The 17,536-nt window shown below is 61.4% G+C and carries 20 protein-coding genes; 19 read left to right on the forward strand and 1 reads right to left on the reverse strand.

Annotated elements, in window-relative coordinates:
- Positions 1-54: 54 nt before the first annotated feature.
- The 7 genes from CR105_RS01565 to CR105_RS01595 all read left to right on the forward strand — a co-directional run bounded on the left by CR105_RS01565 (position 55) and on the right by CR105_RS01595 (position 5,870).
- Positions 55-825, forward strand: a complete 771-nt coding sequence (locus tag CR105_RS01565; RefSeq protein WP_099786666.1) for an ABC transporter ATP-binding protein — start codon at positions 55-57, stop codon at positions 823-825.
- Complete coding sequence (locus CR105_RS01570) at positions 825-1,532, forward strand: ABC transporter ATP-binding protein (RefSeq protein ID WP_099786667.1); 708 nt, start codon at positions 825-827, stop codon at positions 1,530-1,532. Before CR105_RS01565 ends, CR105_RS01570 begins: the two co-directional genes overlap by 1 nt.
- 59 nt (positions 1,533-1,591) lie before the next feature.
- Positions 1,592-2,800: an ABC transporter substrate-binding protein gene (locus CR105_RS01575; protein WP_099786668.1), complete on the forward strand. Its 1,209-nt coding sequence runs from the start codon at positions 1,592-1,594 to the stop codon at positions 2,798-2,800.
- 156 nt (positions 2,801-2,956) lie between these two features.
- Positions 2,957-3,841: a branched-chain amino acid ABC transporter permease gene (locus CR105_RS01580; RefSeq protein ID WP_099786669.1), complete on the forward strand. Its 885-nt coding sequence runs from the start codon at positions 2,957-2,959 to the stop codon at positions 3,839-3,841.
- A gap of 24 nt (positions 3,842-3,865) precedes the next feature.
- Complete coding sequence (locus CR105_RS01585; RefSeq protein ID WP_099786670.1) at positions 3,866-4,849, forward strand: branched-chain amino acid ABC transporter permease; 984 nt, start codon at positions 3,866-3,868, stop codon at positions 4,847-4,849.
- Positions 4,850-5,079: 230 nt separating this feature from the next.
- Positions 5,080-5,607: an alpha/beta fold hydrolase gene (locus tag CR105_RS01590; protein ID WP_131021629.1), complete on the forward strand. Its 528-nt coding sequence runs from the start codon at positions 5,080-5,082 to the stop codon at positions 5,605-5,607.
- The gene (locus CR105_RS01595) at positions 5,562-5,870 is read left to right on the forward strand and encodes a DUF1272 domain-containing protein (protein WP_099786672.1); all 309 of its coding nucleotides are present in this window, start codon (positions 5,562-5,564) and stop codon (positions 5,868-5,870) included. The genes CR105_RS01590 and CR105_RS01595 overlap by 46 nt, the downstream gene beginning before the upstream one ends.
- Before the next feature lie 508 nt (positions 5,871-6,378).
- Here the strand turns inward: CR105_RS01595 and CR105_RS01600 are convergent.
- Positions 6,379-7,545: an iron-containing alcohol dehydrogenase gene (locus CR105_RS01600; RefSeq protein WP_099786673.1), complete on the reverse strand. Its 1,167-nt coding sequence runs from the start codon at positions 7,543-7,545 to the stop codon at positions 6,379-6,381.
- A gap of 118 nt (positions 7,546-7,663) precedes the next feature.
- Here CR105_RS01600 and CR105_RS01605 point away from each other — a divergent pair, with 118 nt between their 5' ends.
- From CR105_RS01605 to atpA, 12 genes are all read left to right on the forward strand, one after another.
- Positions 7,664-8,425 carry a sulfite exporter TauE/SafE family protein gene (locus CR105_RS01605; RefSeq protein ID WP_099786674.1) on the forward strand — a complete coding sequence of 254 codons (762 nt, stop codon included), beginning with the start codon at positions 7,664-7,666 and terminating at the stop codon, positions 8,423-8,425.
- A gap of 180 nt (positions 8,426-8,605) precedes the next feature.
- Positions 8,606-10,537: a tRNA uridine-5-carboxymethylaminomethyl(34) synthesis enzyme MnmG gene (mnmG, locus tag CR105_RS01610; RefSeq protein ID WP_099786675.1), complete on the forward strand. Its 1,932-nt coding sequence runs from the start codon at positions 8,606-8,608 to the stop codon at positions 10,535-10,537.
- Positions 10,534-11,190 (forward strand): 16S rRNA (guanine(527)-N(7))-methyltransferase RsmG, encoded by a 657-nt coding sequence (rsmG, locus tag CR105_RS01615; protein ID WP_099786676.1) that lies wholly within the window; start codon positions 10,534-10,536, stop codon positions 11,188-11,190. Before mnmG ends, rsmG begins: the two co-directional genes overlap by 4 nt.
- Before the next feature lie 114 nt (positions 11,191-11,304).
- The gene (locus tag CR105_RS01620; RefSeq protein WP_099786677.1) at positions 11,305-12,075 is read left to right on the forward strand and encodes a ParA family protein; all 771 of its coding nucleotides are present in this window, start codon (positions 11,305-11,307) and stop codon (positions 12,073-12,075) included.
- A 23-nt stretch (positions 12,076-12,098) separates the two neighbouring features.
- Entirely contained in the window at positions 12,099-12,983 is an 885-nt protein-coding gene (locus CR105_RS01625; protein ID WP_099786678.1) for a ParB/RepB/Spo0J family partition protein, read from the forward strand.
- Between the two features lie 90 nt (positions 12,984-13,073).
- Positions 13,074-13,313, forward strand: coding sequence for a hypothetical protein (locus CR105_RS27670; protein WP_131021630.1), 240 nt, complete (start codon positions 13,074-13,076; stop codon positions 13,311-13,313).
- A complete protein-coding gene (locus CR105_RS01630; protein ID WP_099786679.1) occupies positions 13,286-13,624 on the forward strand; it encodes an ATP synthase subunit I in 339 nt (112 codons plus the stop codon). The genes CR105_RS27670 and CR105_RS01630 overlap by 28 nt, the downstream gene beginning before the upstream one ends.
- Positions 13,621-14,502 carry a F0F1 ATP synthase subunit A gene (gene atpB / locus CR105_RS01635; protein WP_099786680.1) on the forward strand — a complete coding sequence of 294 codons (882 nt, stop codon included), beginning with the start codon at positions 13,621-13,623 and terminating at the stop codon, positions 14,500-14,502. Before CR105_RS01630 ends, atpB begins: the two co-directional genes overlap by 4 nt.
- 76 nt (positions 14,503-14,578) lie before the next feature.
- Complete coding sequence (gene atpE, locus CR105_RS01640) at positions 14,579-14,821, forward strand: F0F1 ATP synthase subunit C (RefSeq protein ID WP_099786681.1); 243 nt, start codon at positions 14,579-14,581, stop codon at positions 14,819-14,821.
- 71 nt (positions 14,822-14,892) lie between these two features.
- The gene (locus CR105_RS01645; RefSeq protein WP_099786682.1) at positions 14,893-15,363 is read left to right on the forward strand and encodes a F0F1 ATP synthase subunit B; all 471 of its coding nucleotides are present in this window, start codon (positions 14,893-14,895) and stop codon (positions 15,361-15,363) included.
- Positions 15,364-15,365: 2 nt separating this feature from the next.
- Positions 15,366-15,899, forward strand: coding sequence for a F0F1 ATP synthase subunit delta (locus CR105_RS01650; protein WP_099786683.1), 534 nt, complete (start codon positions 15,366-15,368; stop codon positions 15,897-15,899).
- A 66-nt stretch (positions 15,900-15,965) separates the two neighbouring features.
- The gene (gene atpA, locus CR105_RS01655; RefSeq protein WP_099786684.1) at positions 15,966-17,507 is read left to right on the forward strand and encodes a F0F1 ATP synthase subunit alpha; all 1,542 of its coding nucleotides are present in this window, start codon (positions 15,966-15,968) and stop codon (positions 17,505-17,507) included.
- Positions 17,508-17,536: the final 29 nt, after the last annotated feature.

Raw genomic sequence — 17,536 nt, forward strand, 5'->3', positions numbered from 1 at the left:
GTATTATCGTGAAAAAAATACATAGCAGTATGATAAAAATATCTCGGAGACCCAATGACGGATGTCATATTACAGACGAAAAACCTGACCAAAGAGTTCAAAGGTTTCACAGCGGTAAGTGACGTCAATCTCAGCGTCGAGCGTGGGCATATCCATGCGCTGATCGGCCCGAACGGCGCCGGCAAGACCACCTGTTTCAACCTGCTGACCAAGTTCCTGGTGCCGACGTCGGGCCATATCCTGTTCAACGGCAAGGACATCACCGCTGCCAAGCCGGCGCAGATCGCCCGCATGGGCATCATCCGCTCGTTCCAGATTTCGGCCGTGTTCCCGCACCTGACGGTGCTGCAGAATGTGCGCATCGGCTTGCAGCGCGAACTGGGCACGTCGTTCAATTTCTGGCAGAGCGAGCGCTCACTGTCGCGCCTCGACGACCGCGCCATGCAGTTGCTGGCCGAGGTCGACCTGACCGAATTCGCCGACACCATCACCGTCGACATGCCGTACGGGCGCAAGCGCGCGCTGGAAATTGCCACCACCCTGGCGATGCAGCCCGAGCTGATGCTGCTCGACGAGCCGACCCAGGGCATGGGCCACGAAGACGTCCACCGCGTCACCGAGCTGATCAAAAAAGTATCGGCCGGCCGCACCATCCTGATGGTCGAACATAATATGAACGTGGTTTCCGGTATTTGCGACAAGATTTCAGTGCTGCAGCGCGGCGCCATGCTGGCCGAAGGCACCTATGCCGAGGTATCGCGCAACCCGCAGGTGATGGAAGCCTACATGGGCACCACCAGCGCCGACCTGGAAGGAGCGCACTGATGGCCGCCGCTCTCGAGATCAGCAATTTGCAGGCGTGGTACGGCGAATCGCACATCCTGCACGACGTCAACCTGACGGTGAACCAGGGCGAAGTGGTGACCTTGCTGGGCCGTAACGGCGCCGGCCGCACCACCACCTTGCGCGCCATCATGGGCCTGACGGGCAAGCGTACCGGCTCGATCAAGGTCAATGGCGTCGAGGCAATCAGCCTGCCGACCCACAAGATTGCCCACCTCGGCATCGGCTACTGCCCCGAGGAACGCGGCATCTTCTCGTCGCTGTCGACCGAGGAAAACCTGATGCTGCCGCCGGCCCTGTCCGGCAGCGAAAAAGGCATGTCGGTACAGGAAATCTATCAGATGTTCCCCAACCTGTACGAGCGCCGCAACAGCCAGGGCACGCGCTTGTCGGGCGGCGAACAGCAGATGCTGGCAGTGGCGCGCATCCTGCGCACCGGCGCGCGCTTGCTGCTGCTCGACGAAATTTCCGAAGGCCTGGCGCCGGTCATCGTGCAGGGCCTGGCCCGCATGATCACGGAACTGAAGGCCAAGGGCTACACCATCGTCATGGTGGAACAGAATTTCCGCTTCGCCGCTCCATTGGCGGATCGGTTTTACGTGGTGGAGCACGGTCAGATCGTCGAGACCTTCGCTTCGTCGGAATTAAACGCGAAGATGCCGGTTCTGACCGAACTCCTCGGCGTATAAGCAGCACCCCAGGCAACAACGTTGAGCACAACAAACAACTATCCTAACGGAGACAAGAAATGAAACGTAAAGCTATCGCCATCGCAGCTACCGCAGCATGCGCACTCGGCCTGTCCTTCTCGGCGCAAGCGCAAGTGTCGGGCGACACCATCAAGATCGGCTTCATCACCGACCTGTCCGGCACCTACTCCGACATCGACGGCAACGGCGGCGCGGAAGCGATCAAGATGGCGATCGCCGACATGGGCGGCATGGTCAACGGCAAGAAAGTCGAATTCGTCGTCGCCGACCACCAGAACAAGGCCGACATCGCCGCCAGCAAGGCGCGCGAGTGGTTCGACCAGCAGGGCGTCGACATGCTGATCGGCGGCACCAACTCCGGCACCAATCTGGCCATGGCCAAACTGGCGGCGGAAAAGAAAAAGGTCTTCATCTCGATCGGCGCCGGCTCGGCCCGCCTGACGAACGAAGAGTGCACCCCGTACACCGTGCACTACGCCTACGACACCATCGCCCTGGCGCGCGGCACCGGCTCGACCATCGTCAAGCAGGGCGGCAAGTCGTGGTACTTCATGACGGCTGACTACGCATTTGGCCAGTCGCTGCAGAACGACACGTCCGACGTCATCAAGTCGAACGGCGGTACCGTGCTGGGCGCATCGAAGCACCCGCTGGCAGCGTCGGACTTCTCGTCCTTCCTGCTGCAGGCGCAAGCGTCGAAGGCGCAGATCCTGGGCCTGGCCAATGCCGGCGGCGACACCATCAACACCATCAAGGCGGCCAACGAGTTCGGCATCACCAAGACGATGAAGCTGGCCGGCCTGCTGATGTTCATCAACGACGTCCACTCGCTGGGCCTGAAGCTGACCCAGGGCATGTACCTGACCGACGGCTGGTACTGGGACCAGAACGCGGAATCGCGCGCCTGGGCCAAGCGCTACTTCGCCAAGATGAAGAAAGAGCCGTCGATGCTGCAGGCAGCTGACTACTCGGCAACGATGACGTACCTGAACGCCGTCAAGGCCACCGGTACCGACGACGCCGACAAGGTCATGGCGCAGCTGAAAAAGACCAAGGTCAACGACATGTTTGCCAAGAACGGCGAAATCCGTCCGGACGGCCGCATGGTCCACGACATGTACCTGATGCAGGTGAAGACGCCGGCCGAGTCGAAGTATCCATGGGATTACTACAAGGTCATCGCGACCATCCCTGGTGCCCAGGCTTACGCCACCAAGGCCGAGACCAAGTGCGCGCTCTGGAAGTAATCCGCAGTAGCTAGTACGTGGTTGACGAAGAAGCGGGTCGCGTACCCGCTTCTTTTGTAATTGCACTGCATTGTCGTTGGCGCAGGCCCGGTTCCCGGGCAAGCGTTTTCTTTTGTCTACACCGGTGCGATGCCGGTGCTTTTGTACTGTGATGCCATGGAAATCTTCGGCGTTCCTCTCCAGGCCATGATGAGCCAGCTCCTGCTGGGACTGGTCAACGGCTCGTTCTACGCCATGCTGTCGCTTGGCCTTGCCGTCATCTTCGGTTTGCTCAACGTTATCAATTTCTCGCACGGTGCGCTGTACATGATGGGCGCTTTCCTCGCCTACATCGGCGTCACCACGTTCGGCCTGAATTACTGGGCGATGCTGCTGATCGCCCCGCTCGTAGTCGGCATCTTCGGCATCATCGTCGAAAAGACCATGCTGCGCTGGCTCTACAAGCTCGACCACCTGTACGGGCTGCTGCTGACGTTCGGCATCACCTTGCTGCTCGAAGGCGTGTTCCGCTCCTTCTTCGGCGTGTCCGGCCAGTCGATCGACGTTCCCGAGCTGCTCACGGGCGCCACCGACCTCGGCTTCATGGTGCTGCCGAACTACCGCGCCTGGGTCGTCGTCGCTTCGCTTGGCGTGTGCCTGGTCACCTGGTACGTGATTGAAAAAACCAAGCTCGGCTCCTACCTGCGTGCCGGCACGGAGAATCCGAAGCTGGTCGAGGCGTTTGGCGTCAACGTGCCGCTGATGGTCACCTTGACCTACGGCTTCGGCGTCGCGCTGGCCGCGTTTGCCGGCGTGCTGGCGGCGCCGATCATCAACGTCACCCCGCTGATGGGCTCGAACCTGATCATCGTCGTGTTCGCCGTGGTCGTCATCGGCGGCATGGGCTCGATCATGGGCTCGATCCTCACCGGCCTGGGCCTGGGCATCATCGAAGGCTTCACCCGGGTGTTCTATCCGGAAGGCTCGGAAGTGGTGGTGTTCGTCGTGATGGTGATCGTGCTGATGATCCGTCCTGCCGGCCTGTTCGGCAAAGAGAAGTAAGCGTCAATCGAAACGGAGCATTGAATGAACAAGAACATCGGCTATTCTCTAGCGTTGGCCATCGCGCTGATCGCCCCCTTTGTCGGCTACCCCGTCTTCCTGATGAAGCTGTTGTGCTTCGGGCTGTTCGCCTGTGCCTTCAACTTGCTGATCGGCTATACCGGCCTGCTGTCGTTCGGCCACGCGGCCTTCTTCGGCACCGCCGGCTACGTTACCGGCTATGCCTTGGGCACGCTGGGCCTGCCGACCGAGCTCGGCATCCTGGCCGGCGTGGTTGCCGGCGCGCTGATCGGCCTGGTCATGGGCAAGCTGGCGATCCGTCGCCAGGGTATTTATTTCTCGATGATCACGCTGGCGCTGGCGCAGATGGTGTACTTCGTCATGCTGAAGGCGCCGTTTACGCACGGCGAGGACGGCCTGCAGGGTGTGCCGCGCGGTAAGCTGTTCGGCTTCATCGACCTGTCGGACGACGTCACCATGTACTACGTGGTGCTGGCGATCTTCGTCGGCGGCTTCGCGCTGATCATGCGCACTGTCCATTCGCCGTTCGGCCAGGTGCTGCGGGCGATCAAGGAAAACGAGCCGCGCGCCGTCTCGCTCGGTTACGACGTCGACAAGTACAAGCTGATGGCCTTCGTGCTGTCGGCCGCGCTGGCCGCGTTGGCTGGCGGCACCAAGACCGTCGTGCTCGGTTTCGAGACACTGACCAACGTGCACTGGACGATGTCGGGCCTGGTGATCCTGATGACCTTGGTAGGGGGCATGGGCACCTTGGTTGGTCCCATCCTCGGCGCCGTCATCATCATCACGCTGGAAAACAAGCTGAGCGACGTCGGCGCCTTCCTGGTGCGCACCACCGGCGTCGAGTGGTTTTCGACGCTGGGCGAGTCGGTCGGCATGGTCACCGGCCTGATCTTCATTGTCTGCGTGCTGCTGTTCCGCCGTGGTATTGTCGGCGAGATCGGCGCGGCGTTCGCCGCCGCCAACCGCAAGAAGAAAGCGGCCTGATCACGGCGCTTGCCGAATGCTACGAAAACGCCGCGCTCGAAACGCGGCGTTTTTTTTGGGGGATACCATGCAGGGGCAGAGGCAGGTGCAGACGCAGACGCTGAAGGTGAACGGCCTCGGGATGCTGTGGCCACGGCCGGCGTCGGCCCGCCGGTATTACTGCTGCACGGCTTTCCCGACAGCCACTCGGTGTGGCGCCATTGGGTGCAGCGCTCGCCTGGCAGGTCGCCATGCATGCCCCAGAACGTGTCGAGCGGCTCGTGGCGCTGTCCGTCGGGCATCCGACTGCCTTCGGTACTGCCGGGCTTGCACAGCGCCTGAGGTCGTTCTACATGGCCTTGTTCATGGTGCGCGGCCTGGCCGGACGGATACTGACGATGGGCGACTGGTTCTTCATGCCGCTATCCACCAGCAACCGTGAACTGGTGGCGCAATGGCGCGCCGATTTTGCCGTGCACGGTCGCCGGCCCGCGGCCCTCAACTACTACCGCGCTGCCGCGCGCATTGGCGGTGCGTTCCGGCTGCAATCGGTCACCATGCCGGTGCTGGGCATGTGGAGCAGCGGCGACACGGCGTTGGCGGAAGGGCAGATGCGCAACTGGGCACGCTACGTCGATGCGCCGTTCCGTTACGAGCGCATTGACGGCGCCGACCATTGGCTGCAACTGGGCGCGCCGGCGTTAACCAGTAAGCCAGTAAGGACGATAAAACGATGCTCCAACTACGACCGAGCTGCGAGAACTGCAACAAGCCACTAGCGCCGGCATCCGAAGATGCCCGCATCTGCAGCTACGAATGCACCTTCTGCGTCCAATGCGTGGAGCGGGTGCTGCACAACGTCTGCCCGAACTGCGGCGGCGGCTTCGTTGCGCGGCCGATCCGTCCAGCGCGCAACTGGAAAAACGCCAATTTCCTCGGCGCCGACCCGGCCAGCACGAAGGTCGTCTACAGGCCGATTGATGCGCAGGCGTTCGAGGAATTTGCAGCGCAGCTGAAGGCGATTGCGCCGGCAAGCCGCTAGAGGCGGCGAAATTGACTCGGTGCACGCCGGCTCTGCGTTCGTCTGAAGTGTCCCACCTGAAACCAGGCGCGATGGCGGCGGTGCGCTGTGCGCCCAGAGGTCATACGGCATCGTGTCTCTTTTTTCCTGCGCATCTTGTCGAATTTTGTCTATTTCTGTCTAATTAACCGGCAGTATCGGTTCAGTTGGCGAAACAGACAGAATTCGACAGAATTAGACACGATGCGCAGTGTGGAATAGACAGCTTGCCGCATGACCTCGCTCGCTTACCCTGGAACGGTTCAGCAGCGCCTGGAGCCTCTGCAGCAAGGTGGGTCAGCAACGGGCCAGGCGCGACTTGCCGGGCCCGCTACGGTCGGCTACTAGACCTTGAAGCAGTCGTGGATGTGCGACAAAATGGGATTTCCGCGCAGGTGGACGACCCTACAACATCAGATCAGTGACGGCGTCGGCACCAGTGCCGATGGGGCCGACTGCGAGCATCTGCGCTGCCGGCTTTCGAACACCGTTACAGCGCGGCGGCGTAGATGGCGCGGGCATCGGCGCGTGTCATTTCGCGCGGATTGTTGCCGAGCAGTCGGGTCTGCTTCATCGCGTCGTCCGCCAGCCGGTCGAGGTCGCCTTCGGTGATGCCCACTTGCTGCAGCGTCGTCTCGACGCCGGTGACTGTGGCGATTTGCTGCATCGCAGCAATCAATGCCTCCGCCCGCGCTTCCTGGCTGCCTTCGACGTGCGGTGCGACGATGCCGGCGATCTCGGCGTAATGGTCGACCGCCTCCGGCATATTAAAGCGCAGCACATGCGGCAACACCAGCGAATTCGACAGCCCGTGGGGGACGTGGAAGATGCCGCCGATCGGGTAGGCCAGCGCGTGCACCGCCGCCACCGGGGCGTTTGAAAACGCCTGGCCGGCAAAATACGCGCCCAACAGCATCGCCTGCCGTGCCTGCAGGTTGGCGCCGTTTTGGCACGCCGTGACCAGGTTTTTCGACAGCAGTGACAGCGCCTGCCTGGCCAGCATGTCCGACATCGGGTTTTTCTTGTGCTTGCTGGTGAACGCCTCGATCGCATGCACCATGGCGTCGATGCCGGTCGCCGCGGTGACCAGCGGCGGCAAGCCGAGCGTCAACTCCGCATCGAGCACCGCCAAGTCCGCATACAGCTGCGGCGCCACTACGCCCATCTTGGTCGTCGCGCCGGTGGTGACGATGGCGATGTTGGTCACCTCCGAACCGGTGCCGGCGGTGGTGGGCACCTGCACCAGCGGCAAGCGTTCGCCCGTCACGTTGCCGATGCCGTAGGCCTGGCTGAGCGCCTGGCCGCTGCCGGCCAGTACCGCGATCAGCTTGGCGACGTCCATCGAACTGCCGCCGCCGAAGCCGATGACGATATCAATCGCGTGCTGTCGCGCAAACTCGACCGCGCTAAGCACGATGTGCTCGGGCGGGTCGGCCACCACGTCGGAGTAGATCAGCACCGTCAGGTTGTGCTGTTCCAGGTCGCGCGCCGAAGCATCGATCAGGCCGGTTCGCAGGAAGCCCGGGTCGGTGACGATTAGCGCGCGGCGTGCGCTGGGAAATTGCGCGCGGATGTGCTGCCCGAGTTGCGCGGCGGCGCCAGGTTGGGAGATCAGGTGCGGAACGGTGCTGAAGCTGAAAGAGGCGAAGGTGGACATGAGGCAGTCGGGCAGTGGTCGATGAAGCAAGCTTACACCAACGGGCCACTGCTGAGGAGTGCGGGTCATGTGTTTCTTCCGTACAATTACGGCTGGTGATTGCGGAGCGGCGGTGAACATGGATTTTGTGTTGTTGGGATGCGCGGCGTTTCTGGCCGGCCTGGTCGATGCGGTCGTGGGCGGAGGCGGGCTGATCCAGATCCCGGTGATGTTCTCCGTGTTCCCGAAAGAGGTGCCGGCGACCTTGCTCGGCACCAGCAAGCTGGCCGGCTTTTGTGGCACCAGCGCGGCGGCCGTCAATTACGTGCGGCGTGTAAAGGTGGCGTGGAGTGCGGTGGTGCCGGCGGCCTTGGCCGCGTTCGCGCTGTCGTTCGCCGGCGCCTACACCGTGACCAAGGTGCCGGGCGACTTCATCCGTTCCTTGCTGCCGCTGGTATTGCTGGCTGTGGCCATCTACACGTTCAAAAAGAAGGATTTCGGTGCTGTGCACGCACCGGTGCACAGCGGCATGACGGAACGCATGATCGCGATAGGGACGGGCGCCTGCATCGGTTTCTATGATGGCTTTTTCGGTCCCGGTACCGGCAGCTTCCTGATGTTCCTGTTCGTGCGCTTTTTCGGCTTCGATTTCCTCAGTGCGTCGGCCGCGGCGAAGGTCGTCAACGTCGCCTGCAATATCTCGGCGCTGATGTGGTTCGGCTACAGCGGCCATCTGCTCTGGCAGCTCGGCCTGCTGATGGCCCTGTGCCAGGTAGCTGGATCGCTGGTTGGCACCAAGCTGGCGATCAAGCACGGCAGCGCATTCGTGCGCAAATTGTTCCTCGTCGTGGTTTCGCTCCTGATCCTCAAAACCACCTACGACGCCTTCGTCCGCTGGTGACGCAATATCGCCTTCGGAATCGAAGGTTTGTTCCACGTGGAACATTGGTAAGCACCCGGATCGCCATTGTTTCACGTGGAACGTAGTTGCGCCGCCAATCGCTAATCCTTCCAAAAAGAGTCGTCGAGGCAAAAAGACTCTATAATCTGGCCTCACACTCCCTCGCTTTACGCTTCCAACATGCTATTTCCTACTGAATTCGACGTTATCGTTGTCGGCGGCGGCCATGCCGGCACCGAAGCGGCCCTCGCTTCTGCCCGCATGGGCCAGAAGACTTTGTTGCTTACGCATAACATCGAGACGCTCGGGCAGATGTCCTGCAATCCGTCGATTGGCGGCATCGGCAAGGGTCACCTAGTCAAGGAAGTCGACGCCATGGGCGGCGCCATGGCCATCGCCACCGACGAGGCGGGCATCCAGTTCCGTATCCTGAACTCGTCCAAGGGCCCGGCCGTGCGCGCTACCCGCGCCCAGGCCGACCGCATCCTGTACAAGGCGGCAATCCGTGCACGCCTGGAAAACCAGCCGAACCTGTGGCTGTTCCAGCAAGCCGTGGATGACCTGATCATCGAGGGCGACCGCGTGGTTGGCGCCGTCACCCAGATTGGCCTGCGCTTTCGCGCGCGCGCCGTGGTGCTGACGGCCGGCACTTTCCTCGACGGTAAGATCCACGTCGGCCTGCAGTCGCACTCGGCGGGCCGCGCCGGTGACCCGCCGGCCATCTCGCTGTCTGCGCGCCTGAAGGAACTGAAGCTGGGGCAGGGGCGCCTGAAGACCGGCACACCGCCGCGCATCGACGGGCGCAGCATCGATTTTTCCGTGCTGTCCGTGCAGCCGGGCGACCTCGATCCGGTGCCGGTTTTCTCGGTGATGGGCAACGCCGCGATGCATCCGCGCCAGGTGCCGTGCTGGATGACGCATACCAACGCCCGCACCCACGACATCATCCGCGCCGGCCTCGACCGCAGCCCGATGTTTACCGGCGTCATCGAAGGGGTAGGGCCGCGCTACTGTCCGTCGATCGAAGACAAGATCCACCGCTTCGCCGGCAAGGATTCGCACCAGATCTTCCTCGAGCCGGAAGGGTTGACGACCAACGAATACTATCCGAACGGCATCTCGACAAGCTTGCCGTTCGACGTACAGATCGACCTGGTGCGCTCGATGAAAGGCATGGAAAACGCCTTCATCCTGCGCCCCGGCTATGCCATCGAATACGATTATTTCGACCCGCGCGGCCTGAAAACGTCGCTTGAAACCAAGGCCATCGGCGGCCTGTTCTTTGCCGGCCAGATCAATGGCACCACCGGCTACGAGGAAGCGGCGGCGCAGGGCATGCTGGCCGGGCTGAACGCGGCGCTGCTGACGCAAGGGCGCGACGCCTGGGTGCCGGGCCGCTCGGAAGCCTACATTGGCGTGCTGGTCGACGACCTGACCACTCAGGGCGTGGCCGAACCGTACCGCATGTTCACCAGCCGCGCCGAGTTCCGCCTGAGCCTGCGTGAAGACAACGCCGACATGCGCCTGACCGAAATCGGCCGCCAGCTCGGCTGTGTCGGCGACATCCAGTGGGCCGCGTTTGAGGCCAAGCGCGAGTCGGTGGCGCGCGAACTCGAGCGCCTGCGCTCTACCTGGGTCAACCCGCGCATCCTCGCCGCGGCCGAGTCCGAGCGCGTCATCGGCCAGGCCATCGAGCGCGAGTATTCGCTGGCCGACCTGCTGCGGCGTCCCGGCGTCGAGTACGACAAGCTGATGAGCATGGCCGGCATCGACGGCCAGGAGCTGGCCGGGCCGGGCGTGGTCGACGCCGCCGTGCGCGAGCAGGTCGAGATCCAGCTCAAGTACGCCGGCTACATCGACCGCCAGGCCAAGGAAGTCGAGCGCCACGATCACTACGAAAACCTGAAGCTGCCGGAAGGCTTTAACTACCTCGATATACCGGCGTTGTCGATCGAAGTGCGCCAGAAGCTCGACAAGCAGCGGCCGGAAACACTTGGTCAAGCATCAAGAATTTCCGGTGTGACACCTGCCGCAATCTCCTTATTGCTGGTACATTTGAAGAAACGCGGCGCGAAGGGCTTCGCCACACTCAACGAGGAACTGGCCCAATGAAGTTTTTCGACCGTGCAGCACTATCGAATGTATTAGCAGACGGTACAAAAAAGTTGGCGCTGGACCTGGACGACAAGCAGCATGAGCTGCTGCTGGACTACCTGGCGCTGCTGTTCAAGTGGAATTCAGTCTACAACCTGACGTCGTTGCGCGACCCGCTGCAGATGGTGACCTTACACCTGCTCGATTCGCTGGCCGCGGTGCCTGCCTTTGCCCAGGCGCATAACGTGCTCGATGTCGGCGCAGGTGGCGGTCTGCCTGGGATCGTGCTGGCGATCACCCGCCCCGACGTCAAGGTGTCGCTGATCGACACGGTGCATAAGAAAACAGCGTTTCTCAAGCAGGTGAAGGCCGAGCTGGAACTGGCGAATGTAACGGTCTACACCGCCAAGGTGCAGCAATTGCAGGTGCAGCAGCCGTTCGACGTCATCACATCGCGCGCCTTTGCAGACCTGTCCGATTTCGTCACCTGGTCGGGGCACCTGCTGGCCGAGGGTGGGCAATTCATCGCCCTCAAAGGCGTCGCGCCCGCGGACGAGCGGGAAAACCTGCCGGCGCCGTGGAAAGCGAGCGATTTGCAGCCTTTGCGGGTGCCGGGCCTGGAAGCGGAGCGGCACCTGGTATTCATCACCAGATCGCAACAAACAGAGTAAATAATATAAACCGTATAAATGGTTTATACCGCATATACAGAATAAATCGTTAATACGATTTTGATAGTATAAATGGTATAAATCGATATCGTTGCGTCGACTATAAGAGCGTTCATGGCCAAGATTTTTTGCGTAGCAAACCAAAAGGGCGGGGTAGGCAAGACCACCACCAGCGTCAACCTGTCCGCCGGACTGGCCAAGCTCGATCAACGGGTACTGCTGGTCGACCTCGACCCGCAGGGCAATGCAACGATGGGGGCCGGCATCAACAAGGCCGGCCTGAAAGCGTCGACCTACGAAGTGCTGCTCGGCGAGGCCGATGTCGCCACCGCGCGCCAGCGCTCCGAGTCTGGCCGCTTTGACGTGCTGCCGTCGAACCGCGAGCTGGCCGGCGCCGAAGTCGAGATGGTCGAACTCGACCATCGCGAACGGCGCCTGAAGGATGCGCTGGCCGCGGTCGACGGCGAATACGATTTCATCCTGATCGACTGCCCGCCGGCGCTGTCGATGCTCACGCTAAACGGCCTGTGCGCCGCGCACGGCGTGATCATCCCGATGCAGTGCGAGTACTACGCGCTCGAGGGCCTGTCCGACCTGGTCAACACGATCAAGAAGGTGCACGCCAACCTGAACCACGACCTGAAGATCATCGGCCTGCTGCGGGTGATGTTCGATCCGCGCATGACCTTGTCGCAGCAGGTCTCGGCGCAGCTCGAGCAGCACTTCGGCGACAAGGTCTTCAAGACCATCATTCCGCGCAACGTGCGCCTGGCCGAAGCGCCGTCGTACGGCGTGCCGGGCGTGGTGTTCGATCCGGCCTCGAAGGGCGCGCAAGCCTACATCGCGTTCGGCGCCGAAATGGTCGATCGCATCAAGACAATGTAACTACAATTCTGACGAAGACAATCATGGCAACCAAAAAACTCAAAGGCCTCGGCCGCGGCCTCGAAGCACTGCTCGGCGGCGACGGCGACTTCAGCCAGCAGCCGGCCGACGCCGGCGCCCCGTCGTCGCTGCCGGTGACGCAGCTGCAGCCCGGCAAATACCAGCCGCGTACCCGCATGGACGAAGGCGCGCTCAACGAACTGGCGGCGTCGATCAAGTCGCAGGGCGTGATGCAGCCGGTGCTGGTACGCCCGGTCGGCCAGCAGGACGGCGCGATGCGCTACGAGATCATCGCCGGCGAGCGCCGTTTCCGCGCCGCGCAGCTGGCAGGCCTTGACACCATTCCGGTGCTGGTGCGCGACGTCGACGACCAGGCCGCCGCGGCGATGGCGCTGATCGAGAACATCCAGCGCGAAGACCTCAACCCGCTGGAAGAAGCCCAGGGCATCCACCGCCTGATCGACGACTTCCATTTCACGCACGAGCAGGCCGCCAACGCCGTCGGCCGTTCGCGCAGCGCCGTGTCGAACCTGCTGCGCCTGATGAACCTGGCCCAGCCGGTGCAGACGATGCTGATGGCCGGCGACATCGACATGGGCCACGCGCGCGCGCTGCTGGCCGTCGACGCCGCCAGCCAGATCACGCTGGCCAGCCAGGTCGTCGCCAGGCGGTTGTCGGTACGCGAGACCGAAAAGCTGGTCACCCGCACGATGGAGCAGGGCACGGAGTCCCCTGCGCGGCCAACTCGCGACAAGTCGGGCGACATCATGCGCCTGGAAGAAGAGCTGTCGGACAAGCTGGCCACGCCGGTGCTGTTCAAGATGGGTGCCAAGGGCCGCGGCCAGATGATCATCGACTTTGCCGACCTCGACATCCTCGACGGCGTCCTCGCCCGCCTGCGCGCCTGACCTTCCAAGCGGGGTCAGTGCCGGCAATCGTACACAAGCTCAGCGCTGAACTGCCCGGTCAACTCGTGCTACAGCTGGGCACGTGTACGATTGCCGGCACTGACCCCGCAGTTGGCTGTTGTTGCGCCGCAACGCAATGTTGCCCGCACCACAATGGTTCATCCGTGGTTTTTGATGAAGATTGGGGTCGATCAAGGTGCAGCAACGTTTGACGCCTATCTGCATAAACCTTATAATCCCGTTGATTCACGTAATCCACCACCCGCACCACAGCTTTTTAAGCCCTGCGCGAAGAAGAAAAAATGTTGCGCATCGTCTCCCTGCAATTGATGGCCACAGTGGTCGCCGGCGTCATCGCCGCGCTACTCGGGGGAAAGGCTGCGATGTTTTCGGCTGTGCTCGGTGGATTGTGTTGTGTTGTGCCGAACGGCCTGTTCGCGTTGCGCCTGTTTGCCAGCGCGAAGCGGGGCGCGGCAAACCCGATGTCGTTCATGATCGGTGAATTTATAAAGATTGCTTTAACGTTGGCGCTGCTTGGCGCCATCGCTTGGCTGTACCGCGATTTGAACTGGCTCGCACTGATTTGCGGCTTCATCGTGGCACTCAAAAGTTACATCATCTTATTGTTTAGGCAGAAATGACAACTGAAATTGCAGCGGGTGCAGCCCCAACAGCCGAGCACACGGTCACGGCAGGCCAATACATCACTCACCACCTTGGCCACAATGCGTCGGCCAAGCAAGTCGACATCATCGACTTCAGCATCATTCACTACGACACCATCATCGTGTCGGTGATCCTGGCCGCATTGGCCTGCATCTTCCTCGTCATCGCCGCGCGCCGCGCCACCGCCGGCGTGCCGACCCGCTTCCAGGCGGCCGTCGAATTCGTCGTCGAGCTGGTCGAAGACCAGTCGAAAGCCATCGTCCACGGCAACCGCTCGTTCATCGCGCCGGTCGCACTGGCCGTGTTCGTCTGGGTATTGCTGATGAACTCGATGGACTTCCTGCCGGTCGACACCTTCGCCGGCATCTTCCGCGCGCTCGGCATCCACGGCGCCGACGGCCACGAGCCGTATTTCCGCGCCGTCCCGACGGCCGACCTGAACGGCACCTTCGGCATGGCGCTGGTCGTGCTGACCCTGATGCTGTACTACAACATCAAGATCAAGGGCCTCGGCGGCTTCATCAAGGAACTGTTCACTGCGCCGTTCGGCGCCCATCCAGCGCTGTGGATCTTCAACTTCGGCCTGAACCTCATTGAATTCGCTGCAAAAACGGTGTCGCTGGCAATGCGACTGTTCGGCAACATGTTTGCCGGCGAACTGATCTTCCTGTTGATCGCCCTGCTCGGCGCGCAGTGGGTAGGCTTCACGGCTCAGAGCGTGGCGTTGTCCGGCCTGCATATCGTTGCTGGCTCGATATGGGCAATCTTCCACATCCTGATCGTGTTGTTGCAGGCTTTTATTTTCATGATGCTGACGCTGGTGTATATCGGCCAGGCGCATGAGGGTCACTAAGAACGCAGCATTGGTAGTAAGCAGGTTTGCAGTATCTCGATTTTCAATTTTTTAATTTTTATATTTAGGAGTTTTCATGACTAACGTCGCTTTTGTAGCTTTGGCTTGCGGTTTGATCATTGGTTTGGGCGCGATCGGCGCATGTATCGGTATCGGTATCATGGGCGGCAAGTTCATCGAAGCTTCGGCTCGTCAGCCTGAACTGATGAACACCCTGCAAACCAAGATGTTCCTGCTGGCAGGTCTGATCGACGCGGCGTTCCTGATCGGTGTTGGTATCGCGATGATGTTCGCGTTCGCTAGCCCATTCCCTGCCTAATAGCTGATTCTCAATAGCCGGGCCAGCGATTTTGCCGGCCCGGCGTATGTCATTCTGAGAAGGAAATTGCTGTGAATTTAAACGCAACGATGTTCGTGCAGTACATTGTGTTTTTCATCCTGTGCTATGTCATCGCGAAATTCGTGTGGCCGCCAGTGGTGGGTGCACTCGACGCACGGGCTAAAAAAATCGCTGAAGGTCTGGCCGCGGCCGACCAGGGCAAATTGGCCATGGTTGCCGCTGAGAAGCGCATCCAGACCGAACTGGCAGGTGCACGTGACGAAGGCCAGAAGCGTATCGCTGACGCCGAGAAGCGCGCCCAGATGGTCGCCGACGAAATCAAGGCAAACGCTACTGCTGAAGCTGGCCGTATTGTGGCGCAAGCCAAAGCAGATGCCGACCAGCAAGTGAACAAGGCACGTGAAGAACTGCGTTCCCAGGTTGCCGCACTGGCCGTCAAAGGCGCCGAGCAGATCCTCAAGCGCGAAGTGAACGCAACGGCTCACGCCGACCTGCTGTCGCAACTGGCTACCGAGCTGTAATTATGGCCGAACTCGCAACCGTCGCCCGTCCTTACGCCGAAGCGTTGTTCCGTGTCGCCCAAACCGGCGACATGGCCGCCTGGTCCGAGTTAGTTTCCGAATTGGGCCGCATCGGCGCCAATCCGGACGTCCAGGATTTCGCCCGCAACCCCAACGTGACGGCGCCACAAGTGGCCGAAACGCTGCTGTCGCTGGTGCGCTCGCCGATGCCGGCTGAAGTCAAAAACTTCATCAACGTGCTGATCGAGAACCGTCGCGTGTCGCTGTTGCCGGAAATCGGCGAGCAGTTCCATGTGCTCAAGAACGCCCAGGAAGGCGCCGCCGACGCGGCCATCACCAGCGCGTTCGAGATCGACGGCACGCAGGTCGCGCAGCTGGTATCGACGCTGGAAAAGAAATTTGGCCGCAAGCTCAACCCAACGGTGACAGTGGATCCATCGCTGATCGGTGGTGTGCGCGTGGTCGTCGGTGATGAAGTGCTCGACACTTCGGTACGCGCCAAGCTGCAACAGATGCATGTTGCGCTCGCTTCGTAACGAACAACTCGCACACGCCGGCGTCTCGCCCTTGCCCTACGCATCAAGAAACTATTAGGAGTTAGCATGCAACTTAACCCATCTGAAATCAGCGAACTGATCAAGAGCCGCATCCAGGGCCTCGAAGGTTCCGCTGAAGTTCGCAATCAAGGCACGGTTATTTCCGTCGCCGACGGTATCTGCCGTATCCACGGTCTGTCGGACGTGATGCAGGGCGAGATGCTGGAATTCCCGGGCAACACGTTTGGCCTGGCGATGAACCTCGAGCGCGACTCGGTCGGCGCCGTGATTCTGGGTGCTTACGAGCACATCTCGGAAGGCGACACCGTCAAGACCACCGGCCGTATCCTGGAAGTGCCGATCGGTCCTGAACTGAAAGGCCGCGTCGTCAATGCGCTGGGCCAGCCGATCGACGGCAAGGGTCCGGTCAACGCCAAGCTGACCGCGCCTATCGAAAAGATCGCACCGGGCGTGATCGCCCGTCAGTCCGTGTCGCAGCCTATGCAGACCGGCCTGAAGTCGATCGACTCGATGGTGCCGATCGGCCGTGGCCAGCGCGAGCTGATCATTGGTGACCGCCAGACCGGTAAGTCAGCTGTCGCGATCGATGCGATCATCAACCAGAAGGGCCAGGACATGACGTGTATCTACGTCGCGATCGGCCAGAAGGCTTCGACCATTAAGAACATCGTGCGCTCGCTCGAAACGCACGGCGCGATGGAGTACACCATCGTCGTCGCCGCGTCGGCTTCCGAGTCGGCCGCGATGCAGTACATCAGCCCGTACTCGGGTTGCGCCATGGGCGAATACTTCCGTGACCGCGGCGAAGACGCACTGATCGTCTACGACGACCTGTCCAAGCAAGCTGTTGCGTATCGCCAGATCTCGCTGCTGCTGCGCCGTCCACCAGGCCGCGAAGCGTACCCTGGCGACGTGTTCTACCTGCACAGCCGCCTGCTCGAGCGCGCAGCACGCGTGAACCCCGACTACGTCGAGAAGTTCACCAACGGCGCCGTCAAAGGCAAGACCGGTTCGCTGACCGCACTGCCGATCATTGAAACGCAAGCTGGCGACGTTTCCGCCTTCGTGCCGACCAACGTCATTTCGATTACCGACGGCCAGATCTTCCTGGACACCTCGCTGTTTAACGCCGGTATCCGTCCTGCGATTAACGCCGGTATCTCGGTATCGCGCGTCGGTGGCGCCGCCCAGACCAAGGTCATCAAAAACCTGTCCGGCGGTATCCGTACCGACCTGGCGCAGTACCGTGAGCTCGCTGCGTTCGCGCAGTTCGCATCGGACCTCGATGAGTCGACCCGCAAGCAGCTCGACCGTGGCGCGCGCGTCACCGAACTGCTCAAGCAGGCACAGTACTCGCCGCTGTCGATCTCGCTGATGGCCGTGTCGCTGTTCGCAGTGAACAAGGGCTACTTCGACGACATCGAAGTGAAGAAGGTACTGGCGTTCGAAGCTGGCCTTCACGGCTACATGAAGACCAAGCAAGCTGCGCTCCTGTCCAAGATCGAAGAGACCAAGCAGCTCGACAAAGATGGCGAAGCTGCCATGGCTGCCGCTGTTGCTGACTTCAAGAAATCCGGCGCATATTAATTGGTTTTCCGGCGCTGAGTAGTTGGCGG

Origin of the sequence: Massilia eurypsychrophila (assembly GCF_002760655.1) — a bacterium.
GTDB lineage: Bacteria > Pseudomonadota > Gammaproteobacteria > Burkholderiales > Burkholderiaceae_D > JAFCUW01.